The sequence below is a fragment of the Falsiroseomonas selenitidurans genome (genome assembly GCF_012103215.1).
Taxonomy (GTDB): domain Bacteria; phylum Pseudomonadota; class Alphaproteobacteria; order Acetobacterales; family Acetobacteraceae; genus Falsiroseomonas; species Falsiroseomonas selenitidurans.
This window is the reverse complement of sequence record NZ_JAAVNE010000031.1, coordinates 16,600-38,836: the sequence shown is the minus strand read 5'-3', so window position 1 is coordinate 38,836 and position 22,237 is coordinate 16,600. Positions and strand designations below refer to the sequence as shown.

The window sequence follows — 22,237 nt, the reverse complement described above, 5'->3', positions numbered from 1 at the left end:
TGCCCGTTGCGTCGCCACTTGGGGAGAGGGGTTCGCGCCCTAACCCAATAGCAAGGTCACCGAACCATGCAGCGAAGCCCCCGGCGCCAGCGGCAGCATCGGGCCATGCGCGGCGATGGCCGGCCGGTTCACCGCATCCGGCGCGTGGCTCACCGGCTCGACGCAGATAACCCCGCCACCGCGCGGGGCAAAGACCTGCAGGTTGCGCGCCCAATCCCCGGTGGCGGCCAGGCGGAGGTCCGGCCCGCCGGGGCGCGACATCTCCGCCACCCCGTCCCAGCCGGCGAAGTGGGTGTCCAGCCCGTCCAGCACCGCATCGCCGCCCGCCATCCCGGCGAAGGGGCGCGGCCCGATCGCCAGGTTGCGGGCATCCCGGCCGAAGATGGTCGTGGCCGCGAAGCGCAGCCGGGTGCCAGCGGGGCGGGTGAGGAAGGGATGCCAGCCGATGCCCATCGGCGTCGGCACCGCGCCGTCATTGGTCAGTTCCAGCGCCAGATGCAGCCCCGCCGGCGCCAGGGCGACGCGCAGCCGCGCGGTGCAGCGGAAGGGCGCATGGTCCACGGTGCAGGACAGCACCGCCGCATCCCCCGCCACCGAGCCGACGGTCCAGGCCTGTTCCCGGACGAAGCCGTGCAGCGCATGGCCTTCCGCCGGCCGGTTGATCGGCATGCGGTAGGCCTGGCCGCCGACGGTGATCCGCCCTTCCGCCAGCCGGTTCGTCCAGGGCGCCATGAGGAAGGCGCTGTGGAAGCCAAGGTTCGGATGCCCGCCGGGCGGCACCGGCGCGACGATGTCCTGCCCGCGCCAGGCCAGCGCGCCCAGCGCCGCGCCCTGGTCCTCCAGCAGCTGGGCGGTCCAGTCGCCGGCGGCCAGCGCGATCATTCCAGATCGAACTGGTCGCGCGGGGAGAAGCCGCCTTTGCGGGAGTATTCGATCGAGCAGTAGCCGCCGCCCTGGTAGCGTTCCTCCACCGGGTCGTCGGAGACGATATGCCCGACCTCGGCGCGGAAATCCTCGGCGCTGTCCTGCGGCGCCCAGCCCAGCCGGTCGCGGTGGTCCTCGGCCCAGAAGCTGTCCGGGTTCCTCGAGGCACCCCAGACCACGCAATGGCCGACCCGTTCCGCCGCAATGGTGCGCAGGATCAACCGCGCCAGGTCGGGGTAGGAGAGCCAGGTGGCCAGCATCCGCTTGTTGATCGGCTTCGGGAAGCAGGAGCCGATGCGGATGTTGACGTTCTCCACCCCGTGCTTGTCCCAGTACAGCCGGCCCATCAGCTCGCCATACACCTTCGACAGGCCATAATAGCCGTCCGGCCGGAAAGCACAGTCCGCGTCGAGCTTCCCCTGGTTGCCCTGGGGCCGTTCGTGGAAGCCGATCGAGTGGTTGGAGCTGGCGAAGACCACGCGGGCGCCGAACATCCGGGCGGCCTCGTAGATGTGGTAGAGCCCGTGCAGGTTGGGGCCGGCCACCTCCTCGAAGGGCCGTTCCACCGACACGCCGCCGAAATGCAGGATGGTGCCGCAGCCCTCCGCCTGGCGGACGATGGCGAGCGATTCCGTCAGGTCCGCCTTCACGAATTGCGCGCCGGGCGGCAGCGGGTCCGGGAAGGGGGCGATGTCGGTCAGCCGCAGCGTGTGGCCGGCGGCCGAAAGCTCCTTCGTCAGCATCCGGCCGAGATTGCCGGAAGCGCCGGTCAGCAGGATCGGCTTGGTGTCGGACATGGGAAGCATCCTCGGGTGGTTCAGCCGGTATAGCCGAGCAGCAGCTTCGGCAGGGTGAGGGAGATGGCCGGCACGTAGGTGGTCAGCGCCAGGGCCAGCAGGATGGCGGCATAGAAGGGCAGGATGGATTTCAGGATGCGCTCCATCGGGATCCTGCCGATGGCACAGCCGACGAACAGCACCGCCCCCACCGGGGGCGTGGTCAGGCCCAGACCCAGGTTCATCATCATCACCATGCCGAACTGCACCGGGTCCATGCCGATGGCGACGACGACGGGCAGGAAGATCGGCGTGGTGATGAGGATCAGCGCCGCCATGTCCATGACGCAGCCCAGCAACAGCAGGCAGACATTGATCATCAGCAGGATGACGATGGGGTTGGAGCTGATGGCAAGCATCCCCTCCGTCAGCAGGTCCGGCAGCCGGTACAGCGCCAGCAGGTAGGCGAAGGCCGTCGCCGTGCCGACCAGCAGGAACACCACGGCGGAGGTGCGCACGCTGGCGGCGACGCAGACCTTGAAGCTCTCCCAGGTCATGCTGCGGTACACCAGGATGGTGACCAGGATAGCCCAGATGGTGCCGAAGGCGGCGCTTTCCGTGACGGTGAAGATGCCCGACAGCACGCCGCCCAGGATGATGACGGCGGTGAAAAGGCCCGGCACCGCGTCGACGAAGGTCCACAGGATGTGCCGGAAGCCCTGGAAGGGCTCCGCCGGATAGCCGCGCCGCACCGCCACCCAATAGGCGGCGACGCCGAGGCAGAGGCACATGATGAGGCCGGGGACGAAGCCCGCGATGAACAGCGCGCTGACCGAGACGCCGCCGCCGGCCGCCAGCGAATACAGGATCATGTTGTGGCTGGGCGGGATCATGATGCCGGCGATGGAACTGGTGACGGTGACGCTCACCGAATAGTCGGTGCCGTAGCCGCGCTGCTTCATCGCCGGGATCAGGATGGTCCCGAGCGCGGAGGCATCCGCCACGGCGCTGCCCGAGATGCCGCCGAACAGCATGGAGGTCGCGACATTCACCACGCCGAGCCCGCCGCGCATCCAGCCGAACAGGGAGGACGCGACCGAGATCAGCCGGCGGGCGATGCCGCCATGCATCATCAACTCGCCCGCGAAGACGAAGAAGGGGATGGCGAGGAGGGAGAAGATGCTCATCCCCGAGGCCATCTGCTGGAAGGCGACGGCGGGGTTGATGCCCTCGTACAGGAAGCCCGCCACCGCGGCGATGCCGAGCACGAAGGCGACGGGAATGCCGGAGACGATGCCGAGGACGAAGATGCCGAAGATGATGAGCAGGCCGGTTTCCAAGTCAGGCTACTCCAGGAAGGCCGCGGCGGCGCCACGCTGTTCGGGGCCCTCCGGGCGCGTGATGTCCTTCAGCACATGCTCGACCGAGAACAGCGCGATCAGCCCGCCGCACAGCACCATCGGCGCATAGGTCCAGCCCTGGCTGATCGCCAGCAGCGGGATCTTGAAGGGCCCCACCATCTCGACCAGCTGCCAGCCCCAGACCACCATGGCCACGCCGAACAGCCCCACGAGCGCGTCGCAGGCCACCGAGATCCAGCGCTGGATGCCGATCGGTAGCGCCTCCCGGAACCCCAGCACGGAGAGGTGGAAGCGTTCGCGCACGCCGATCGCGGCCACCGGCAGGGCGATGCAGAGAATGGAGAGCGTCGCCGCGCGCTCGATCCAGGTCGGCGTGTCGTTCAGCACGTAGCGGCCGAAGACCATCCAGCCCATCATCACCACCAGCCCCACCAGCGCGACGCCGGCAGCGATGACGACGAGGCGCGAGAAGGCATCGAGCAGGCGGGAGAACAGCGCCATGGCGTCCTGCGTCCTGGGTGTGGGAAGGGGATCAGGCCGGGGGGCGGGCGTGCCGCCCCCCTTTCGTGGTCATGCCGGCACGATCAGGCCGTCGGATCAGGGAAGCGCGCGGATCGCCTGCACCATGCCGGACAGCCGCGGCGTCGCCGCATACTTGGCATAGACCGGCTCCATCAGCGCCGACCACGGGCTGCGGTCGGTCAGCTCGATGACCGTCACGCCGGCCGCCTCGACCCGCTGGCGCGAAACGCGCTCCCGCTCCGCCCAGAGCTGGCGCTGCAGCGTGGCGGATTCGCGGGCGGCGTCGCGCAGGATGTTGCGCTCCGCCTCGCTCGCCCGGCGCCAGCGCTGCTGCGACACGGCCAGCACTTCCGGCACGTTGGAGTGTTCCGTGGTGGTGTAGTAGCGCGCCACCTCGAAATGCCGGGTGCTCTCATAGGACGGGTAGTTGTTCTCCGCCGCGTCGATGACGCCGGACTGCAGGCTGGTGAACACCTCGCCGAAGGGCAGCGGCGTCGGGTTGGCGCCCAGCGCCCGCATCAGGTCGATCCACAGGTCGCTGGTCTGCACGCGGATCTTCAGGCCGCGCATGTCGGCAGGCGTGCGGATCGGGCGGGTGGAATAGACGCTGCGCGCGCCGCCATCGTACCAGGCCAGCGCGATGATGCCGATCGCCTCCAGGTCCTTGGCGATCTCCGCCCCCGCGATGCCGTCGATGGCGGCGTGGCTGTGGGCCACGTTGCGGAACAGGAAGGGCAGCGTCACCACATTGGTGGACGGCGCCAGGTTGTTGAAGGGGCTGAGGTTGAAGTTGCCGAAGTCGATGGAGCCCAGCCGCATCTGCTGGATCGCCTCGTCCTGCTGGCCGAGCTGCGCGGAGTGGTAGGTGCGCATGCGGATGCGGTTGTTGGTCCGCTGCATCACCAGCTCGCCGAAGCGGTCCAGGCCGCGGCCATTGGGATAGTCGGCGGCATGGATGTTCCAGCCGCGCCATTCCTGCGCCTGGCCGGTGGCGGGAACCCAAGGCAACAGGGCCGCAGCCGCGAGGGCCACGGCGCGGAGCGCGCGCATCGCTTTCATTGTCGATCCTCTCCTTCCCCATCCCGCAGCCTTCGGACCGCGGGTTATATGACATCATACAACCCGAGCACGCGGCTTTGTCAATTCGCGTCCCGGGAACGCCACCCCCGCCTTGTGCGCTGCGGTACCGGGGCGATGGAGACGAGCATGGACCGGGACAATGGGGTTGAGGAAGTGGCGGCCGGCGGGGTGCGGCTGCTGCCGGCCGCGATCATCGGCTACCTGATCTATCCCTCCGTCCTGGAGCTGATCGTGCAGGTGCCGCCGGCCAATGACCAGGTGGCGCCGCCGGCCCAGGGCTAGGGACGGCTTGCCGAACCGGCCGGTCCTGCGCAGCATCGCGGCCGAACCTGCCGGATGCCCGCCATGCCCAGCCTCGCCGAAGCCGCCGCCGACCTCGCCGCCGGCCGCACCACCGCCGCCGCGCTGGTGGAGGAAGCCCTGGCGCGGATCGCGGAGGCGGACGGCGAGGGCCGGCGCGCCTTCCTGGTGGTGCATGCGGACAGCGCCCGGGCCAGCGCCCGGGCGATGGACGCGCTGCGCGCCGCCGGCCGCGCGCCCAGCCCCTGGGCCGGCATCCCGATCAGCGTCAAGGATCTGTATGACGAGGCCGGGCAGCAGACCCGCGGCGGCTCCGTCGCGCTGGCCGACGTGGCCCCGGCGGCCGCCACCGCGCCCAGCGTGGCCCGGCTGCAGCGCGCCGGCTTCGTGGTGCTGGGGCGCACCAACATGGTGGAGTTCGCCTTCTCCGGCCTCGGCCACAACCCGCATTTCGACACGCCGCGCAGCCCGTGGGACCGGGCGACGGGGCGGCTGCCGGGCGGATCCTCCTCCGGCGCCGCGGTGGCGACGGCGGATGGCATGGGCTTCGCCGGCCTCGGCTCCGACACCGGCGGGTCCTGCCGCATCCCGGCGGCGCTGTGCGGCATCGTCGGCTGGAAGCCCACCGCGAAGCGCGTGCCGCTGACCGGCACGCTGCCGCTGTCCTTCACGCTGGACAGCCTGGGGCCGCTGGCCAACACGGTTTCCTGCTGCGCCGTGCTGGACGCGCTGATGGCGGGCGAGGAAGCCCGCGCGCCTGCCGCGCCGCCGCCGGTGGCCGGGCTGCGCCTGGGCGTGCTGCAGGGCTACGTGACCGAAGGCTGGGACCCGGCCGTGACCACCGCCTTCGAGGCCGCCCTGGCGAAGCTTTCCGCCGCCGGGGCGCGGGTGGAGGCGCTGTCGGTGCCGGAACTGGCCGAGATCCCCCAGGCCAATGCCACCGGCGGCTATGCGGCCAGCGAGGCCTTCGCCTGGCATCGCCCCCTGATCGAACGGGCGCGGGACCGCTACGACCCGCGCATCCTGGCGCGCATCCTGCGCGGCGGGCAGATGTCGGCGGCGGAGTACATCGCCCTCGGCCAGGACCGGGCGCGGATCATCGCCGGCTTCGCGGCGCGCACGGCGGGCTTCGACGCCGTCGTCTCCCCCACCTGCCCGCTGGTGCCGCCGGCGATCGCGGCGGTGGCGGAGGAGGCCGCGTATGGCCGCATCAACCTGCTGCTGCTGCGCAACACGGCGGTGGCCAATTTCCTCGACCGCTGCGCCATCAGCCTGCCCTGCCACCGTGCGGGCGAGGCACCGGTCGGCTTCCAGCTGATGGGCGAGCATGGCGGCGACGCCCGGCTGTTCGCCGTGGCGCAGGCGGTGGAGGCGGCGCTGGCCGCGTGACCCCGCGCTTCGGCAGCCTCACCCAGGGTGAGACTCCGGCGCCGGGGGCGGAGCACATCGCCACGCTGCTGGCGGAGGGCGGCGTGGTGGTGGAACGCATCGCCTCCCACCGCGCCGCCAGCGCGGAAGGCTTCTGGTACGACCAGGAAGGCACGGAATTCGTGCTGCTGCTGCGCGGCACCGCGGTGCTTGCCTTCGCGGCGGGCCCGCCGCGCACCATGGCGGCGGGCGACTGGGCCGTGCTGCCGGCGCATTGCCGACACCGGGTGGCGGAGACCAGCGCAGAGGCGCTGTGGCTGGCGGTTCACCTGCCGCCGGGCTGATCCGCCGGCAGCAGCGGCAGCGCCGGCTGTTCGTCCTTCAGCGCCACGCCGGTCTGCCCCAGGGCGCGGGCCGCCTGCACCAGCCACAGGAGCTTGGCCACGGCATCGGCCACCGGCAGCCCGCCGGGGCGGATATTGCTGATGCAGTTGCGCTCCGCATCGCTACGGCCGGGGCGCGGCGCGGCGGTCAGGTAGATGCCCAGGCTGTCCATCGCGGAAAGCCCCGGTCTTTCCCCGATCAGCACGGCGACCATGGCCGCGCCCAGCGCCGCGCCGATGGCGTCCCCGATCGCGACGCGGGCCTGGGTGGCGATGACCGGCGGCGCCACCTGCCAGCCCGCCCGGTGCAGCCCCGCCTGCAGCGCCGGCACCAGCGCCGGGGCCTGCGCCTGCACGCCGGTGGCACACAGCCCGTCGGCGACGACCAGGGCGAAGCAGCCGGGCATCGGCGCCAGCTTCGCCGCCTCCCCCGAAGCCAGGCTGCGGCCGAGATCCGGGCGCAGCAGGTAGCCGCGCCGGTCCGGCGCCGCGCTGGCCACCACCGTTGCACCCAGCGCCGCGGCCAGTGCCGGCACGTCCAGCGTGGACCACACGGCATCCCGCGCCCAGGCGTGCGCTTCCTGGAAATCGAGATGCGCGGCGGTGGGCAGGCCGTTGCCGACGCGCCCCAGCCCGACGCGGGCGGCGGTGTGGCGGCGCAGGTCGCGCCACAGGGTGGGCGCCGTCACAGCAGCCCCGCCACGGCCATCGGCAGCGCCTCCGGCGTGCGGTCCGCCAGGCCCATGCGCGCCAGCCAGGCCTCGAATTCCGGCGCCGGGCGCTTGCCCAGCGCGGCGCGGACATAGAGCCCATCGTGGAAGGAGGTGGATTGGTAGGCCAGCATGGTGTCATCGGCGCCGGGCACGCCCATCACATAGGTCACGCCGGCCACGCCGAGCAGCGTCAGCAGGCTGTCCATGTCATCCTGGTCGGCTTCCGCATGGTTGGTGTAGCAGACATCCACCCCCATTGGCAGGCCGAGCAGCTTGCCGCACAGGTGGTCCTCCAGCCCCGCCCGGGTGATCTGCTTGCCGTCGTACAGGTATTCCGGGCCGATGAAGCCGACCACGGAATTGACCAGCAGCGGGCGGAAGCGCCGCGCCACGGCATAGGCGCGGGCTTCCAGCGTCTGCTGGTCCACGCCGTGATGCGCGCCCGCCGAAAGCGCGCTGCCCTGGCCGGTCTCGAAATACAGGCAATTGTCGCCCAGCGTGCCGCGGCCCAGCGCCAGCGCCGCCGCATGCGCCTCCGCCAGCAGGGAGAGCGAGACGCCGAAGCTTTCATTCACCCCCTGGGTGCCGCCGATGGACTGGAACACCAGATCCACCGGCGCGCCGCGCTGCATCGCCAGCATCGTGGTGGTGACATGCGCCAGCACGCAGGTCTGGGTGGGGATGGCGTAGCGATCCCGCACCGCATCCAGCAGGCCGAGCACGCGGCACAGATTGTCCACATTGTCGGTGGCCGGGTTCACCCCGATCACCGCATCGCCGGCGCCCAGCAGCAGCCCGTCCAGCACCTGGGCGGCGATGCCCCTGGGGTCGTCCACCGGGTCGTTCGGCTGCAGGCGGATGGACAGCGTGCCGGGCAGGCCGAGCGTGTTGCGGAAGCGCGTCACCACCCGGCATTTCGCCGCGATCGAAACCAGGTCCTGCAAGCGGCAGATTTTTGACAGGGCCGCCACCATCTCCGGCGTCAGGCCGGGGGCCAGCGCGGTGACGTCAGCCGGCTCGGCGGCCAGCAGCCAGTCCCGGAAGCCGCCGACGGTCAGGTGCGCAATCGGGGCGAAGGCGGCGGGCTCGTGGCTGTCGACGATCAGCCGGGTGACTTCATCCGCCTCATAGGGCACCACGGATTCGGACAGGAAATGCCGCAGCGGCAGGTCGGCCAGCGCCCGCTGGGCGGCGACGCGCTGCGCCGCGCTTTCCGCCGCGACGCCGGCCAGCGCATCGCCGGAGCGGAAGGGCGTGGCGCAGGCCAGAAGCTGGCGCAGATCGTCGAAGCCATGCCGTGTGCCGCCCACCGTCGCCGAGAACCCCATGCCGCCCACTCCTTGCCAGCCCGCCCCACCGGGGGGAGGATGCCACAACAAGGCCCTGGGGAGAGAGCGCCGGAATGGATCGCGACAAGCTGGAGATGCGGCCGGATGCGGCGGCCGATTGGCCCGACCGGATCTACGACACGCTGAAGGCCAACGGCATCACCCAGGTGGCCCTGGTGCCGGATGCCGGGCACAGCCGGCTGATCCGCCGCTGCCTGGCCGACAACGCCATGACCGTGGTCACCCTGACGACGGAGGAGGAAGGCGTGGCGCTGCTGTGCGGCGCCTGGCTCGGCGGCGTGAAGGGCGTGCTGCTGATGCAGTCCTCCGGCGTCGGCAACTGCATCAACATGCTGTCGCTGTCGCATATCCACCGCACGCCGCTGCCGATGATCGTGACCATGCGCGGCGACTTCGCCGAGTTCAATCCGGCCCAGGTGCCGATGGGCCAGGCGACGCAGACGGTGCTGGAAGCCATGGGCACGCTGGTGCACCGCGCGGATCGGCCCGAGGATGTGGCGGAGACGGTGGATGCGACGCTGCGGCTCGCCTTCAACACCTTTCGCCCCGCCGCGACCCTTCTGGGCCAGCGCCTGATCGGCGCCAAGACCTTCGGGAAGGACTGACCCATGGCCGAATACCCGAACCGGCGCGACGTGGTGCGCGCCCTGCTTGAAGACCGTGGGGACCTGCTGGTGATCGCCGGCCTCGGCGCCTCCGCCTGGGACATCACCGCCATCGGCGACCATCCGCGCAACCTGCCGCTGTGGGGCGGCATGGGCGGGGCGGCGATGATGGGCCTCGGCCTGGCGCTGGCGCAGCCTGCCGCGAAGGTGCTGGTGATCACCGGCGATGGGGAGATGCTGATGGCGCTCGGCGCCATGGCCACCATCGCGGTGCAGAAGCCGCCGAATCTCTCCGTCGTCGTGCTGGACAACGAGCATTACAGCGAGACGGGCAACCAGGAGACGGCGACGAAGCATGGCGTGGACCTGGCCGCCATGGCGCGCGGCGCGGGCCTTGCGGGTGCGCGCACGCTGACCCGCCTGGATGAGGTGCCGGCCTTGCGGGCGCAGATCCATGCCGGCGGCGGGCCGGTCTTCGCGGTGCAGAAGATCGCGCCCGGCAACCTGCCGCTGGTGCTGCCGCCGCGCGACGGGTCCATCCTGCAGGCGCGGATGCGCGAAGCCGTGCTCGGCCCCACCGCGCACCACCAGTTGTGAAGGCCACCCCATGCCGCATGTGATCTGCGTCCGCCCGATCCACGAGGAAGCCATCGCGCGGATGCGCGCGACGCCCGGCGTCACCGTCGATGTGCTGATGGACATCTCGCCCGAAAGCCTGGCCGCCAACCTGCCGAAGGCGGATGCGCTGATCGTGCGCACCATCCGCATCGACCGGCCCTTCCTTTCGCATTGCCCCAACCTGAAGATCCTGGCCCGCCACGGCGTCGGCTATGACATCGTGGACGTGGCGGCGCTGACGGAACGGCGCATCCCGCTGACCATCACGCCGGAAGCCAATGCCGTCTCCGTCGCCGAACACGCGCTGATGATGATGCTGGCCTGCGCCCGCAAGCTGACCGCATTCAACGCCAACATGCGCGCAGCGACGCCGCTTTGGGGCGCACAGCCCGGCCTGCCGACCTTCGACCTGGCCGGCAAGACGGTGCTGGTGGTGGGCTTCGGGCGCATCGGCACCCGCGTGGCGAAGCTGTGCGCCGCCTTCGGCATGCAGGTGCTGGTGCGCGATCCCAACATCGGCAAGGGCAGCATCCGCGGCCTGGGGTTCGAACCGGTGGACGACGCCGCGGAGGCCGCCGCGCGCGCCGACATCGTGACGGTGCATGTGCCGAGCGGCCCGGCCACCCGCAACATGATCGATGCCGCCTTCATGGCGCAGATGAAGTCCGGCGCCGTGCTGGTGAACACCGCCCGCGGCACCGTCGTGGACCAGGTGGCGCTGGAAGCCGCGCTGCGGGCCGGCCACCTCTCCGCCGCCGGCATCGACGTGTTCGAGGAGGAACCGGTGGAGGCGCCGATCAGCCTGCTGTCCACCCCCAACCTCATCATGACGCCGCATGTCGCCGCCAGCACGGCGGAAGGGCTGCGGCGCATGGCGCTGGATTCGGCGGCGGCGGTGCTCTCCTGCTTCGCCGGCACGCTGGACCCGGATATCGTGGTCAATGCCGAGATCCTGCCCCGCAGGAACTGAGCCCGAGGAACCGACCCCATGCGCCGCCTGCTGCTGGCCTGCCTGCTTCTCGCCCCCCCTGCCCTGGCGGAGCCGGCGCGGGCGCCGCGCCAGATGGTGGCCACCGCCAGCCCGCAGGCGACGGAGGCGGCCCTCGCCATCCTGCGCCAGGGCGGCAGCGCGGTGGATGCCGCCGTCGCCGCCCAGGCGGCGCTCTCGGTGGCGGAGCCGCATGCCAGCGGGTTGTTCGGCGGCGCCTTCCTGCTGGCCTGGGACCAGGGTGCCGGCCGGCTGCACTTCTACGAGGGCCTGGCCAGCGCGCCGGCCGCCGCCGGCGACCGGCTGGTGGAGCCGGGCATCGGCCCGGCCACCGCCGCCCGGTCCGGCCGTGCGGTTGCCGTGCCGGGGTCGGTCGCGGCGCTGGCCCTGGCCCATGCGGCGCAGGGGCGCCTGCCCTGGGCGGGGCTGTTCGCGCCAGCCATCCGCCTGGCAGAGGAAGGCTTCCCCCTGCCGCCCTACCTGGCGCAGGTGATCCGCAACCGCGCGGCGGAGCTGCGCCGCGTGCCGGCGATCCGCGCGCTGTATTTCGACGCGGCCGGGGAGCCGCTGGCCGCCGGCGCACCCTTCCGCAACCCGGAACAGGGCCGCGCCCTGCGGCTGCTGGCGGCGGGGGGCCCGGCGGCGCTGTATGGCGGGGCGCTGGGCGAGGCTGTCGTCGCGGCCGCCGCGGCGCATCCCGTGCCGGGCTGGATGACCCTGGCGGACCTCACCGCCTATCGCGCCGTGGAGCGCACGCCGCTCTGCGCCCTGGTGCTGGCGCGCCGCATCTGCACCGCCGCGCCGCCTTCCTCCGGCGGGGTGGCGGTTCTGCAGACGGTGGCGATCGCGGAGCGGCTGGGCATCGCCCGCGCGGCGCGCGATTCGGCGGCGGCGGCGCACATCTTCCTGGAAGCCAGCCGCCTGGCCACGGCCGACCGGCGCCGCTGGGTGGGCGACCCGGATGCGGTGGCGGTGCCGCTGGCCGGGCTGCTGGATGCCGCCTATCTCGACCAGCGCGCCGCCCTGGCCACGCCCGACCGCGCCATGGCGCGCGTGGCGGCCGGGGACCCGCCGCAGCGCCACGGCGCCCTGCCCGCCGCCAGCGACCCGGTGGCGGAGACGGCGACGACGCAGGTTTCCATCCTGGACGCCCAGGGCAATGCGGTGGCCTTCACCACCACGAACAACCTGAACTTCGGCGCCGAGCTGCTGGCCATGGGCGTGGTGCTGAACAACGGCATGACCAATTTCGCCGCCAACCCCGGCCCCGCCGACCACCCGGCCCAGAACCGCATGGCGCCGGGCAAGCGGCCGGTCTCCACCATGGCGCCCACCCTGGTGTTCGGCGCCGATGGGCGGCCCGACCTGGTGCTGGGCGCCGGCGGCGGGTCGCGCATCCCGGATGCGGTGGCCGCCGCGGTGATCGAGGTGCTGGTGCATGGCGCGGATGCCGAGCGCGCCACCGCCCGGCCGCGCATCGGCGCGCAGACCGGGACGGAGGAGCTGGAGCAGGGCACGGCGCTGGCCGGGCTGGCCGAGGCCCTGGCGGCGATGGGCCACACGCCCCGGGTCGCCGTGATGAACACCGGGCTGCAGGTGATCCGGCGGCTGCCCGACGGGACGCTGGAGGGGGCGGCGGATCCGCGGCGGGACGGGGTGGCGAAAGGGGAGTAGCAGCGGGCTGATCCGCGCCGCCAGGTCGGCCTTCGCGGTGCAAGGCGACGCGCGGCCGCCTCGACGGACGAACCGACCGCCGGGGCCGGCCTCCCGCCCGGGCCGAGATGGCGCTTCAGCCGGATGCCGCGCCTCGTGCCGCTCAACGGCCCCGCGGTCCTGGGCGATCCCTCCCGCTGGCCCAGCCAGGATGGCTGCCTGCAGGCGACGATGCGGACCGTCCAGGCGACAGTCGCGCTGGGGATCCTCAAGCCGCTCGATCCCGAAGCCGCCGGGGCGTTTCGCGGCCTTGCCGGCGGATGGGCGCTGCTGCCCGATTCGATCGATGGGAAGCTGCGCCGGCCGCCCTACCCCTTCTCCCACACCAGCACGCAGCCATTCCCCTGCGCTTCCAGCCGCGCGCAGCAGGCCCGCAGCAGCGCCAGCCCGCCGGGGTCCGCCCCCTCCGGCCATGCCAGTTCCAGCTCCACCGTCGGGCCCGCATCACGCAGCCGGGCCTGGATCCGGCTGCCATTGGGCATGCGCGGGGCGGCGTCCTGCGCCAGGGCCAGCAGGGCGATCTCCAGCGCCGCGCGGTCCAGCCGCACGGCAGGCAGCATCTCCGGCGCCTCCAGCTCCGCGCCCAGCCGCGCGCCCAGCGCCACGCGCAGCAGCGGCAGCGCCTGGCGCAGCACTTCCGCCGGGGAGACCAGCGCAAGCTCCACCGCCTCACGGCGCGCCATGTCGAGGAAGCCGCGGATCGTCTCCTCCAGCCGCCGGCTGGCCAGCACGGCGCGGTCCAACTGCCGGCGCGGCGCGCCCTCGGCCACGCTGCGGTTCAGCAGGTCCAGATTGGCCGCCAGCACCATCATGGCGTTGTTGATCTCGTGCTGCACGGCAGGCGCGGCGCGGCGCAGCCTTTCCTGCCGCTGCGCGGCGGCGTCCTCGGTCAAGGTGCATGGCTCCATCATCGCGCGGCCGTCGCGGCGGCCGGGCGGGCAAGGGTCTCGAGGATGTCGCGGAACAGCCGCGCCGGCAGCGTGCCGCCGCGCACATCCTGCATCGGCGTGGCATCGTCATTGCCCAGCCAGATGCCGATCACCCGCGCGCCCTCCGCTGCCGGCGCCAGGCCGATGAACCAGGCGTCGCGGAAATCCTGCGTCGTGCCGGTCTTGCCGGCCACCGGGGCGGCGCCCGGCGGCTGCGCCGCACGGCCAGTGCCACGCGCCACCACCGCCTCCAGCATCCGCCGCATCGCCCCTGCCCGCTCCGCCGTGGTGACGCGCAGCAAGGTGGGGCGGCCCACCGGCACGGCGCGGCCATCGGCGCGGGCGGCGACCAGGCCGCGCGGCTCCGGCAGCAGCCCGCCATTGGCGAAGGGCGCATAGGCGGCGACGAGGTCGAGCAGCGTCACCTCCCCGGTGCCGAGCGCCAGCGTGGCATCGCGCGGGAAGGGGCCGGGCAGGCCGAAGCGCTGCGCCAGGTCGGTCACCGCCCGCGCCCCGCCGCCCCGCGCCAGCACCCGCACCGCCGCGGTATTCACGGAATGGGCCAGCGCCTCCTCCAGCGTGATCTCGCCCTGGCTGCGCCAGCCGCCATTGCCGGGGCGCCAGCCACCCAGGCTGATCGGGCCATCCGCGACGCGATCCTGCGGGAAGGCGCCGGCTTCCATGGCGGCGAGGAAGACGAAGGGCTTGAAGGCGGAGCCGGGCTGGCGCCGTGCCTGGGTGACGCGGTTGAACTGGCTGCGCCGGTAGTCGCGGCCACCGGCCATGGCGCGCACCAGGCCGGTTTCCGCCTCCATCACCACCACCGCGCCCTGGCCGACGCCGGCGCGCGCGCCAGGGCCGGCCAGCAGCGCCTCCAGCCGCGCCTCCACCACCGCCTGCACCCGCAGGTCCAGCGAGGTGCGCAGCACCAGATCGGCATTGCCGGGGAAGCGGGAGGCGAGGTCGTCGATCGCCCAATCGGCGAACCAGCCGGAATCGCGCGAAGGCCGCGGCGGGATCTGGATGCGCTCCGCCGCCAGGGTGGCTTCCTGCCGGGTGAGGAAGCCGGTCTCGGCCATCGCGCCCAGCACTTCCGCCGCCCGGCCGGCCGCGGCGTCCGGCGCGGTGCGCGGGTTGAGGCGGGACGGCGCCTTGGGCAGGCCGGCGAGGATGGCGGATTGCCACAGGTTCAGCCGCGTGGCCGGGATGCCGAAATAGACCCGCGCGGCGGCGTCCACGCCGAAGGCGCCGGCGCCGAGATAGACGCGGTTGAGGTAGATCTCCAGCAGCTCGTCCTTGCTGAAGCGCCATTCCAGCCACAGCGCCATGACGGCTTCCTGCGCCTTGCGGCGGAAACTGCGCTCCGGCGTCAGGAACAGGTTCTTGGCCAGCTGCTGCGTCAGGGTGGAGCCACCCTGGGTGATCTGCCCGGTCGAATAATTCACCCAGGCGGCGCGGGCGATGCCGATGGGGTCCAGGCCGAAATGGTCGCGGAAGCGGCGATCCTCGATCGCCAGCAGCGCCGCCGGCAGATGCGCCGGCAGGTCGCGCAGGCGGACGATCTGGCCGTGCACGTCGCCGGCGGTGGCGATGATGGTGCCGTTGGCGGCTTCCAGTGTGACGCCGGCGCGGCGGGTCTGGCTCAGCGCGATGTCGGTGCGCGGCAGGTCCCAGATCAGCACCAGCAGCGTGGCGGCGGCGGCCAGGCTGCCCCAGACGCAGACCAGCACTGCCAGCCGCAGCCAGCGAAAGGCCTTGCGAGCGCGGGGGGCCAGTGCCGGCGCCACCCGGTCGGCCGCCGGCGGCGCCGCGGGGCGGCTGGCGGCGGGGCGTTCAGCGGCGGAGCGCGGGCGGGCGGTGCGGGCCATGGCCGGGAGGCTTAGCGCAATTTGCCTGCCAGGGAACGCAAATCCTGCGTCCGAACCTGTTGATTCCAAAGCCTGCCGTTACGGGCTGGCGATGGCCCGCGGGCGGCGGCGCCCCCAACCCGCAGGGCGCCGCCGCGACCTCTTCTACAGTGCCCCGCCGCGCCGGCCCGCCATGGCACCCAGCCGCAGCCGCAGCGCGTTCAGCTTGATGAAACCCTGGGCGTCGAACTGGTCGTAGGCGCCCTGGTCGTCCTCGAAGGTCACGTGCTTCATCGAATACAGGCTGTTCGGGGATTGCCGGCCGGTGACGATGCAGTTGCCCTTGTACAGCTTGAGGCGGACCGTGCCCGACACGCTGTGCTGGCTCTCGTCGATCAGCGCCTGCAGCATCCGGCGTTCCGGGCTGAACCAGAAGCCGTTGTAGATGATCTCCGCATAGCGCGGCATCAGGCTGTCCTTGAGGTGCGCGGCCTCGCGGTCCAGCGTGATGGATTCCATCGCCCGGTGCGCCGTGTGCAGGATGGTGCCGCCCGGCGTCTCGTAGCAGCCGCGGGACTTCATGCCGACGAAGCGGTTCTCCACCAGGTCGAGCCGGCCGATGCCGTTCTCCTTGCCCAGCGCGTTCAGCCTGGTCAGCAGCGTGGCGGGCGACATGCGCTCGCCATTGATGCCGACGGCGTCGCCACGCTCGAACTCGACGGTGATTTCCGTCACTGCGTCGGGCGCGTCCATCGGGCTGACGGTGCGCTGCCACACCATCTCATCCGGCGCATCCCAGGGCTCCTCCAGGATTTTTCCTTCAGAGGAGGAGTGCAGCAGGTTGGCATCGACGCTGAACGGGCTCTCGCCGCGCTTGTCCTTGGCGATCGGGATCTGGTGCTGCTCGGCGAAGGCGATCAGCGCGGTGCGGCTGGTCAGCTCCCATTCGCGCCAGGGGGCGATGATCTTGATGTCCGGCTTCAGCGCGTAGTAGCCGATCTCGAACCGCACCTGGTCGTTGCCCTTGCCGGTCGCGCCATGCGCCACGGCATCGGCGCCCACGGCCTCCGCGATCTCGATCTGGCGCTGGGAGATCAGCGGCCGGGCGATGGAGGTGCCGAGCAGGTAGCAGCCCTCATACAGCGCATTGGCGCGGAACATCGGAAAGACGAAGTCCTTCACGAAGGTCTCGCGCAAATCGTCGATGAAGATGTTCTCGGGCTTGATGCCGAGCAGCAGCGCCTTGTCGCGTGCCGGGCCAAGCTCCTCCCCCTGGCCGAGATCGGCGGTGAAGGTCACCACCTCGCAGCGATAGGTGGTCTGCAACCACTTCAGGATCACACTGGTGTCGAGCCCGCCGGAATAGGCGAGCACGACCTTCTTCACGTCCTTGACGCGCATCGGGGGTCCCCTGGTCGGCCGGGGCGGGTCCACGACCGGCCCCCGGAAAGGGGGCGGAACATGCCGGTCCTGCCGCCGCGGGGCAAGGGCCGGCGGCCCTGTCCAGGGCCTGGGCAGCGAAAACCCGGCGGCGCCGCCCATTCGGGCAAGGTCGTGACCGAACCCTGAATCGACCGCGGAATTGCGCTGGACAGGCGAATTGCAGTTTGGTTGCATGGCTTCACGGCATGTTGAAGACCCTGCACCGCTTCGTGCTCCTCGGCCTGGTCCTGGCGATCTCCGCCGGGGGGGCGCTGCATGCCGAGCCGCCAGCCCTCCTCGACGCCAGCCGCGTGCCGCATGTGGGCAGGGTGGGGCAGGCCGATTACGGGCTTTTCCTGCTGCAGGCGACGCCGCGCGCCTATGCGGTCTCGGCCAACGGCGCCTGGGGCTGGGCCTCGGCCATAGCCGACGACCAGGAAGCCACTGCCGAGCGGGCGCTGTCCAACTGCGCGGCCTATGGCGGCGTGGCCTGCCGCCTTTATGCGCAGGACCTGGACGTGGTGTGGCCGGCGCGGCCGGAAGCGGCGCCGGATGCCCCCGATCTTCCCCTGGCCGAAGGGCCGGGCTGGGCGCTGGTGCCGGATGGGCGCTTCCTGTGGCAGGGGCCCCAGGCGGCACGCGGCGCCTATCTCTGGGCGCATGGCCGCGCCGCCGGCGGCGCCGACAGCCGCGGCAGCCAGCCGCAGCCGCATGCCCGCGCCTTCAACAATGCCGGCTACGACGTGCTGCGCCTGGACCGGGAGCCGGCGACGGATGAAACCGCCGCCGGCGCCCAGCGGATGCGCCTGGCGCTGGCCGCGCTGCGGGCGCAGGGCTATGCGCGCGTGGTCGCCGCCGGCCAGTCCCGTGGCGCCTGGGACGCGCTCTCGGCGCTGGATGCGCCGGGCCGGGCCGATGCGGTAATCGCCATCGCCCCGGCCGCGCATGGCCCGACGGGCAGCCCGGCGCATCGCTGGGCGCTGGACGACCTCTCCCGCATCGTCGCCGCGGCCCGGGCGCCGGGCACGCGTGTGGCGGTGGCGACCTTCGAGGGCGATGAATACGCACCGGACCCGGAAGGCCGGGCCGCGGCCTTCGCCCGGCTGGCGCCGCGCACCGCCGGGCTTCTGCTGCTGGACCGTCCGCCCGGCCTGCATGGCCATGGCGCCGGCAGCGAGTGGCGCTTCACCCTGCGCTACGCGGATTGCCTGCTGCACTTCGCGGAGGGTCGGCGCGCGGGGTGCTGATCAGGCGACCCGCCGCCGCCGGAACAGCCCCAGCACCCGCGGCACGAAGCCCGGAATGGCCCAGGCCACCGCCAGCAGCGTCAGCGCGCAAAGCGCCATGCTGATCGGCCGGGTGAAGAAGGGCGAGACATCGCCGCCGGTCAGCACCAGGCCGCGCAGCAGATTCTTGTCCAGCAATTCGCCCAGCACGATGCCCAGCACCAGCGGCGCCATCGGAAAGCGCAATTCGCGCAGGATGAAGCCCACCAGCCCGGCGCCCAGCATCACCCAGATGTCGAACAGGCGGGAGGTGATGGCGAAGGCGCCGACCGTGCACAGCACGAAGATCACCGGCATCAGCCGCGCCCGCGGGATCAGCAGCACCCACAGCAGCGGCTTCACCAGGATCAGCCCGTAGACCAGCTTCACCACATCCGCCACCACCAGCATGGCGACGATCTGGTAGATGAATTCCGGCGCGGTGATCGCCAGCATCGGCCCGGGGTTCAGCCCGTGGATCATCATCGCCGCCATCAGCACGGCGGCGGGGGCGGAGCCGGGCACGGCCAGCGTCAGCACCGGGATGATGGCGCCGGGCACGCAGGCGCTCTCCCCGGTCTCGGCGGCCATCAACCCCTCGACGCTGCCGCGGCCGAACTTCTCCTTCTCCTTGCTCGCCCGCTTGGCCGCCGCATAGCTGGTCCAGGCGGCGATATCCTCGCCCAGGCCGGGCATGGCGCCGATGAAGGTGCCCAGCGCGCCGGAGCGCAGGATGGTGCGCCAGTACTGCGTCACGTCGGACAGCCGCGGGATGACGCTGTCGATCTTCCCCGCCACCGCCTTCACGGCCGGGCCGCGCATGGCGTTCAGCACCTCGGAGACGCCAAACACGCCGACCAGCACCGGCAGCAGCCCCAGCCCGCCGGCCAGGTCCGCATTGCCGAAGGCGAAGCGTGGATAGGCGTGGTTGGTCTCCTGCCCCACGGTGGCCACCAGCAGGCCGAGAAAGCCGGCGATGTAGCCCTTCAACGGGTCGCCGCCGGAGAGGCTGCCGGCGATGATGATCCCGAACAGCGCCACCCAGAACATCTCGTAGCTGCCGAATTGCAGCGCGAATTCGCCGAAGCTGGGCGCGAACATGGCCAGGATCAGCGTGCCGAACAGCGTGCCGAACCAGGACCCCAGGGTGGAGATGCCCATCGCCCGCCCCGCCTGGCCCTGGCGGGCCAGCGGAAAGCCATCCAGCGTCGAGGCGGCGGAAGCCGGAGTGCCCGGGATGTTCAGCAGGATGGCAGACCGGCTGCCGCCATAGATGGCGCCGACATAGACGCAGACCAGCACCAGCATGGCCACCTGCGGGCCCATGGTGAAGGTCAGCGTGGTCAGCAGCGCGACGCCCATGGTGGCCGTCAGCCCCGGCAGGGCACCGACGACGATGCCGATCAGCACCGCCCAGAAGGCATGGAAAATGGCGCCGCCCTGCAGCACATGGGCGAAGCCGTCGCCCAGCATGGTGAGGGGATTGTTCACGCGGCGAGGCTCATGGCAGGCGGACCAGGAAGATGCGTTCGAACACCAGGGTCACGGCGCCACCGGCGGCCAGGCCCAGCAGCGCGGCCTCCACCAGGCGGCGCGGGCGGCGCGCGCCATGCTCCGGCCATTCGAAGGCGGCGGTGAAGGCGAAGACGAACAGTGCGGTGGCCATCCAGAAGGGCAGCGTGCCCACCAGGAAGCCGGCATACAGCACGCCGAGCCCCGCCGCCGTGCCCAGCTGCCGGGCATCGCCTTTCCCCCAGGCCGGTGGATGCGCCACGTCGCCGCGTAGCGCGCCGCGGCGGATCGCCCGCAGCGCCAGCAGCACGGACAGCAGCGCGATGACGGTGCCGTGGAAGCCGGGCACGATGCCGGGCGCGGTCAGGCCGGTGCCGGACTGCTCGACGAAGGTCGGCATGCGCCAGGCCAGCGCCATCACGCCCAGCCCCAGCGCCAGCAGCACCGCCGCGGTGTAGAGGTCCACCCGCGGCGGCAGCGGCGCCCTGTCCATGGGGAGAGGGGTTTCCCCCTCCCCCGCCTCAGAGCGTGGGGAAGAATCGAGCTTGTGCATCAATGCCCGCTGAAATCGTTGGGATTTTTCCTGCGCCTCTGGCGCTTGCGGGCATTCATCGACAAACTCTCAGGCCCGCTCAAAGCCGGGCGATGCCCAGCGTATCGGGGCTGACGCGGGCCTTGCCGCCATCGAAGTACAGCCAGGCGGTCTGGCGCACCATCTTCCACGCCTCGTCATAGGCGTTCTGGCCGGACAGCGGCGCGAAGACGGCGGCGCGCTGGTTGGCGTAGTCCTTCAGCCGCTGGCTGTTGGCGATCTTCTCCGCCCAGACTTGGTTCATGGTGGCGACCACATTCTCCGGCACGCCCTTCGGCGTCCAGATGCCGAAATAGTTCAGCGGCGCGGGGATGGAGGGCAGCCAGCGGCGGATCGAGGGGATCTCCCCCACCCCCTGCAGCGTGACCGCCTGTTCGGACTGCACTGCCAGCGGCACCAGGCGGCGGGCGCGGATCATCTCGGCGGCTTCCACCAGCAGCACCGCGCCCATCGGCGTCTCGCCGCTGACGGTCGCGATCATCGCCGGGTTGCCGCCATCATAGGTGGCGTGGCGGTACTGCACCTGGGATGCGGCGCGGATCGCCTCCATCATGTTGTGCCCGGCGGAGGAGACGCCGGCGGTGGCCACCGAGACGCCCTGGCCGCGCGCCTTCAGCGCCTCAAGCGCCGCGGCGAAATCGCGGTAGCCGGCGGCCGGGTTGGCGACCAGCACGTTCACATTGGCCACCGCGAAGTACAGGTTCCAGTCCTTCAGCTGCGTGTCCAGCAGGCCCAGCACCTTGTAGCAGCCGACATCGACGGCGGCGCCGGCGGCCCAGGTCATGCCGTCCTTGGCCGCTTCCAGCGCGTTGCGGGTGCCGATGGAGCCGGAGGCGCCGGGCTGGTTCACCACCACGAAACGCTGGCCCAGCGCCGCTTCCAGCTCCGTCGCCACGATCCGCGCCATCTGGTCGGTGGAGCCGCCGGCGGCCCAGGGCACGATGATGGTCACCGGCCGGTCCGGCCGCCAGCCGCCCTGCGCGCGTGACAGCGACGGCGCGGCCAGCGTGGCGGCGCCCGCCGCCAGAAGCGTCCTGCGTGTGGTGGACATGCTCATACCCAGCCTCCCCTGTTTGGTGGTAACCCACCGGTTACCTGGATGGTGATGCCGCTTTGCCGCCGACGTCAACCGAACTCCGGTCCGGCCAGGACAAAGTTTTCATGGCATTGCAGCGCCGGCATCGGGCCGATCGCCATTCGGGTGAAGGGGCGCTGCGGCGTGGCGCCCGCTTCGGCCAGGCGTTGGGCCAGTTCCATGGCGGAATCCTTCAGGTCCAGCACCGCCGGCACGCCCAGCGCGGATTGCGCCGCGGCCAGCAGCGCGGCGGCGGTGGCGGCATCGGGTGCGACCAGCGGGCCGATCTGCGGCGTGCGCAGCCCGTCGCGCGCCAGCACGAAGCCGCCCGGGGCGACGAAGGCGGGGGCGCGGGCGGCGAAACGGCGCAGCAGGTCCGCGCGCGGCGCGCCGAAGGTCGCTGCATCCTGCGCCAGCACCGCGGGCCAATCCGCCGCCACCATCGGCCGCACCAGGGATCCCCTCACCGGCGGCAGCGGGCCGGGCAGCAGCCAGCGGGTGAAGCCGAAGATCTCCTGAAAGCCCATCGGCGCGTAGACCAGCCGGCCGGCCGGCGTCGCATCCAGCGCCAGGGTCACGCCGGGCCGCGCATCCATCGCCCAGCGCAGCAGGGCGCTGGCCAGGCCGCGCCGCCGCTGGTCCGGCCGCACCAGCACCATGGAAATCCAGGCCAGCCGGTCGCCATGCGGCAGCAGCGCGGCGCTGGCGGCCAGGCAGTCGGGGTCGGCATCCTCCAGCACCCGGATCGCGCCATGGTCCAGGAAAAACGCCCAATCGGCCGCCACCTGGTTCCAGCCGATGCGCGCGGACAGCGCGGTGGCGCGCGGCAGATCCTCCGGGATGGCGGCGCGGAAGGCGAACATCCGGGCAGGCTTGCCCACGGGATGGGCCCGGT

The 22,237-nt window shown here is 72.0% G+C and carries 22 protein-coding genes and 1 pseudogene; 9 read left to right on the top strand and 14 right to left on the bottom strand.

Annotation, left to right across the window (positions count from 1 at the left end):
- Positions 1-39 precede the first annotated feature (39 nt).
- The 5 genes from HEQ75_RS17940 to HEQ75_RS17920 all read right to left on the bottom strand — a co-directional run bounded on the left by HEQ75_RS17940 (position 40) and on the right by HEQ75_RS17920 (position 4,591).
- Positions 40-882 carry an aldose epimerase family protein gene (locus HEQ75_RS17940; RefSeq protein ID WP_168033200.1) on the bottom strand — a complete coding sequence of 281 codons (843 nt, stop codon included), beginning with the start codon at positions 880-882 and terminating at the stop codon, positions 40-42.
- A complete protein-coding gene (locus HEQ75_RS17935; RefSeq protein WP_168033198.1) occupies positions 879-1,721 on the bottom strand; it encodes an NAD-dependent epimerase/dehydratase family protein in 843 nt (280 codons plus the stop codon). Before HEQ75_RS17935 ends, HEQ75_RS17940 begins: the two co-directional genes overlap by 4 nt.
- Positions 1,722-1,741: 20 nt before the next feature.
- The gene (locus HEQ75_RS17930) at positions 1,742-3,040 is read right to left on the bottom strand and encodes a TRAP transporter large permease (protein WP_168033196.1); all 1,299 of its coding nucleotides are present in this window, start codon (positions 3,038-3,040) and stop codon (positions 1,742-1,744) included.
- Positions 3,041-3,046: 6 nt separating this feature from the next.
- The gene (locus tag HEQ75_RS17925) at positions 3,047-3,562 is read right to left on the bottom strand and encodes a TRAP transporter small permease (RefSeq protein ID WP_168033194.1); all 516 of its coding nucleotides are present in this window, start codon (positions 3,560-3,562) and stop codon (positions 3,047-3,049) included.
- A gap of 96 nt (positions 3,563-3,658) precedes the next feature.
- Complete coding sequence (locus HEQ75_RS17920; RefSeq protein WP_235961889.1) at positions 3,659-4,591, bottom strand: TRAP transporter substrate-binding protein; 933 nt, start codon at positions 4,589-4,591, stop codon at positions 3,659-3,661.
- Positions 4,592-4,789: 198 nt separating this feature from the next.
- Between HEQ75_RS17920 and HEQ75_RS17915 the strand changes: the two genes are divergently transcribed.
- From HEQ75_RS17915 to HEQ75_RS17905, 3 genes are read left to right on the top strand one after another with little or no spacing between them, the layout of a single operon-like run.
- Positions 4,790-4,945 (top strand): hypothetical protein, encoded by a 156-nt coding sequence (locus tag HEQ75_RS17915; RefSeq protein WP_168033190.1) that lies wholly within the window; start codon positions 4,790-4,792, stop codon positions 4,943-4,945.
- 54 nt (positions 4,946-4,999) lie between these two features.
- Complete coding sequence (locus tag HEQ75_RS17910; RefSeq protein ID WP_168033188.1) at positions 5,000-6,352, top strand: amidase; 1,353 nt, start codon at positions 5,000-5,002, stop codon at positions 6,350-6,352.
- Positions 6,349-6,675: a cupin domain-containing protein gene (locus HEQ75_RS17905; protein ID WP_168033186.1), complete on the top strand. Its 327-nt coding sequence runs from the start codon at positions 6,349-6,351 to the stop codon at positions 6,673-6,675. Before HEQ75_RS17910 ends, HEQ75_RS17905 begins: the two co-directional genes overlap by 4 nt.
- On the opposite strand, the gene eutC is transcribed toward HEQ75_RS17905, so the two are convergent.
- Positions 6,657-7,403: an ethanolamine ammonia-lyase subunit EutC gene (gene eutC, locus HEQ75_RS17900; protein WP_168033184.1), complete on the bottom strand. Its 747-nt coding sequence runs from the start codon at positions 7,401-7,403 to the stop codon at positions 6,657-6,659. The genes HEQ75_RS17905 and eutC overlap by 19 nt on opposite strands.
- Positions 7,400-8,755 (bottom strand): ethanolamine ammonia-lyase subunit EutB, encoded by a 1,356-nt coding sequence (locus HEQ75_RS17895; protein WP_168033182.1) that lies wholly within the window; start codon positions 8,753-8,755, stop codon positions 7,400-7,402. Before HEQ75_RS17895 ends, eutC begins: the two co-directional genes overlap by 4 nt.
- Before the next feature lie 74 nt (positions 8,756-8,829).
- Here HEQ75_RS17895 and HEQ75_RS17890 point away from each other — a divergent pair, with 74 nt between their 5' ends.
- From HEQ75_RS17890 to HEQ75_RS29085, 5 genes and pseudogenes are all read left to right on the top strand, one after another.
- Positions 8,830-9,381, top strand: coding sequence for a thiamine pyrophosphate-binding protein (locus tag HEQ75_RS17890; protein WP_168033180.1), 552 nt, complete (start codon positions 8,830-8,832; stop codon positions 9,379-9,381).
- Positions 9,382-9,384: 3 nt separating this feature from the next.
- Positions 9,385-9,978, top strand: coding sequence for a thiamine pyrophosphate-dependent enzyme (locus HEQ75_RS17885; RefSeq protein WP_168033178.1), 594 nt, complete (start codon positions 9,385-9,387; stop codon positions 9,976-9,978).
- Positions 9,979-9,988: 10 nt separating this feature from the next.
- Positions 9,989-10,969 (top strand): hydroxyacid dehydrogenase, encoded by a 981-nt coding sequence (locus tag HEQ75_RS17880; protein WP_168033176.1) that lies wholly within the window; start codon positions 9,989-9,991, stop codon positions 10,967-10,969.
- Between the two features lie 18 nt (positions 10,970-10,987).
- A complete protein-coding gene (locus HEQ75_RS17875) occupies positions 10,988-12,661 on the top strand; it encodes a gamma-glutamyltransferase family protein (RefSeq protein WP_168033174.1) in 1,674 nt (557 codons plus the stop codon).
- 123 nt (positions 12,662-12,784) lie between these two features.
- Positions 12,785-12,922: pseudogene (locus tag HEQ75_RS29085) on the top strand (TetR/AcrR family transcriptional regulator); the annotation flags it as partial.
- Between the two features lie 86 nt (positions 12,923-13,008).
- On the opposite strand, the gene HEQ75_RS17870 reads toward HEQ75_RS29085, so the two are convergent.
- The 3 genes from HEQ75_RS17870 to HEQ75_RS17860 form a co-directional block, all read right to left on the bottom strand.
- The gene (locus tag HEQ75_RS17870) at positions 13,009-13,593 is read right to left on the bottom strand and encodes a histidine kinase dimerization/phospho-acceptor domain-containing protein (RefSeq protein WP_168033172.1); all 585 of its coding nucleotides are present in this window, start codon (positions 13,591-13,593) and stop codon (positions 13,009-13,011) included.
- A gap of 14 nt (positions 13,594-13,607) precedes the next feature.
- On the bottom strand, positions 13,608-15,497 hold the full coding sequence (locus HEQ75_RS17865) for a transglycosylase domain-containing protein (RefSeq protein WP_168033170.1): 1,890 nt from the start codon (positions 15,495-15,497) through the stop codon (positions 13,608-13,610).
- Between the two features lie 144 nt (positions 15,498-15,641).
- Positions 15,642-16,877 (bottom strand): argininosuccinate synthase, encoded by a 1,236-nt coding sequence (locus HEQ75_RS17860; RefSeq protein WP_168033168.1) that lies wholly within the window; start codon positions 16,875-16,877, stop codon positions 15,642-15,644.
- Positions 16,878-17,104: 227 nt separating this feature from the next.
- On the opposite strand from HEQ75_RS17860, the gene HEQ75_RS17855 reads away from it, so the two are divergent.
- On the top strand, positions 17,105-18,145 hold the full coding sequence (locus HEQ75_RS17855) for an alpha/beta fold hydrolase (RefSeq protein ID WP_168033166.1): 1,041 nt from the start codon (positions 17,105-17,107) through the stop codon (positions 18,143-18,145).
- Here HEQ75_RS17855 and HEQ75_RS17850 read toward each other — a convergent pair whose 3' ends face one another.
- From HEQ75_RS17850 to HEQ75_RS17835, 4 genes are all read right to left on the bottom strand, one after another.
- Complete coding sequence (locus tag HEQ75_RS17850; RefSeq protein ID WP_328734300.1) at positions 18,146-19,654, bottom strand: tripartite tricarboxylate transporter permease; 1,509 nt, start codon at positions 19,652-19,654, stop codon at positions 18,146-18,148.
- 10 nt (positions 19,655-19,664) lie between these two features.
- Positions 19,665-20,168, bottom strand: coding sequence for a tripartite tricarboxylate transporter TctB family protein (locus tag HEQ75_RS17845; protein WP_168033164.1), 504 nt, complete (start codon positions 20,166-20,168; stop codon positions 19,665-19,667).
- Between the two features lie 139 nt (positions 20,169-20,307).
- Entirely contained in the window at positions 20,308-21,318 is a 1,011-nt protein-coding gene (locus HEQ75_RS17840; RefSeq protein WP_168033162.1) for a Bug family tripartite tricarboxylate transporter substrate binding protein, read from the bottom strand.
- A 74-nt stretch (positions 21,319-21,392) separates the two neighbouring features.
- Complete coding sequence (locus HEQ75_RS17835; protein ID WP_168033160.1) at positions 21,393-22,205, bottom strand: GNAT family N-acetyltransferase; 813 nt, start codon at positions 22,203-22,205, stop codon at positions 21,393-21,395.
- Between the last annotated feature and the right edge of the window lie 32 nt (positions 22,206-22,237).

Bases quoted from the DNA above. Each gene is read 5' to 3' on its own strand.
- HEQ75_RS17940 (WP_168033200.1), bottom strand. From the start codon at position 882: ATGATCGCGCTGGCCGCCGGCGACTGGACCGCCCAGCTGCTGGAGGAC.
- HEQ75_RS17935 (WP_168033198.1), bottom strand. From the start codon at position 1,721: ATGTCCGACACCAAGCCGATCCTGCTGACCGGCGCTTCCGGCAATCTC.
- HEQ75_RS17925 (WP_168033194.1), bottom strand. From the start codon at position 3,562: ATGGCGCTGTTCTCCCGCCTGCTCGATGCCTTCTCGCGCCTCGTCGTC.
- HEQ75_RS17915 (WP_168033190.1), top strand. From the start codon at position 4,790: ATGGACCGGGACAATGGGGTTGAGGAAGTGGCGGCCGGCGGGGTGCGG.
- HEQ75_RS17910 (WP_168033188.1), top strand. From the start codon at position 5,000: ATGCCCGCCATGCCCAGCCTCGCCGAAGCCGCCGCCGACCTCGCCGCC.
- HEQ75_RS17895 (WP_168033182.1), bottom strand. From the start codon at position 8,755: ATGGGGTTCTCGGCGACGGTGGGCGGCACACGGCATGGCTTCGACGAT.
- HEQ75_RS17890 (WP_168033180.1), top strand. From the start codon at position 8,830: ATGGATCGCGACAAGCTGGAGATGCGGCCGGATGCGGCGGCCGATTGG.
- HEQ75_RS17885 (WP_168033178.1), top strand. From the start codon at position 9,385: ATGGCCGAATACCCGAACCGGCGCGACGTGGTGCGCGCCCTGCTTGAA.
- HEQ75_RS17880 (WP_168033176.1), top strand. From the start codon at position 9,989: ATGCCGCATGTGATCTGCGTCCGCCCGATCCACGAGGAAGCCATCGCG.
- HEQ75_RS17875 (WP_168033174.1), top strand. From the start codon at position 10,988: ATGCGCCGCCTGCTGCTGGCCTGCCTGCTTCTCGCCCCCCCTGCCCTG.
- HEQ75_RS17865 (WP_168033170.1), bottom strand. From the start codon at position 15,497: ATGGCCCGCACCGCCCGCCCGCGCTCCGCCGCTGAACGCCCCGCCGCC.
- HEQ75_RS17860 (WP_168033168.1), bottom strand. From the start codon at position 16,877: ATGCGCGTCAAGGACGTGAAGAAGGTCGTGCTCGCCTATTCCGGCGGG.
- HEQ75_RS17855 (WP_168033166.1), top strand. From the start codon at position 17,105: ATGTTGAAGACCCTGCACCGCTTCGTGCTCCTCGGCCTGGTCCTGGCG.
- HEQ75_RS17845 (WP_168033164.1), bottom strand. From the start codon at position 20,168: ATGGACAGGGCGCCGCTGCCGCCGCGGGTGGACCTCTACACCGCGGCG.
- HEQ75_RS17840 (WP_168033162.1), bottom strand. From the start codon at position 21,318: ATGTCCACCACACGCAGGACGCTTCTGGCGGCGGGCGCCGCCACGCTG.
- HEQ75_RS17835 (WP_168033160.1), bottom strand. From the start codon at position 22,205: ATGTTCGCCTTCCGCGCCGCCATCCCGGAGGATCTGCCGCGCGCCACC.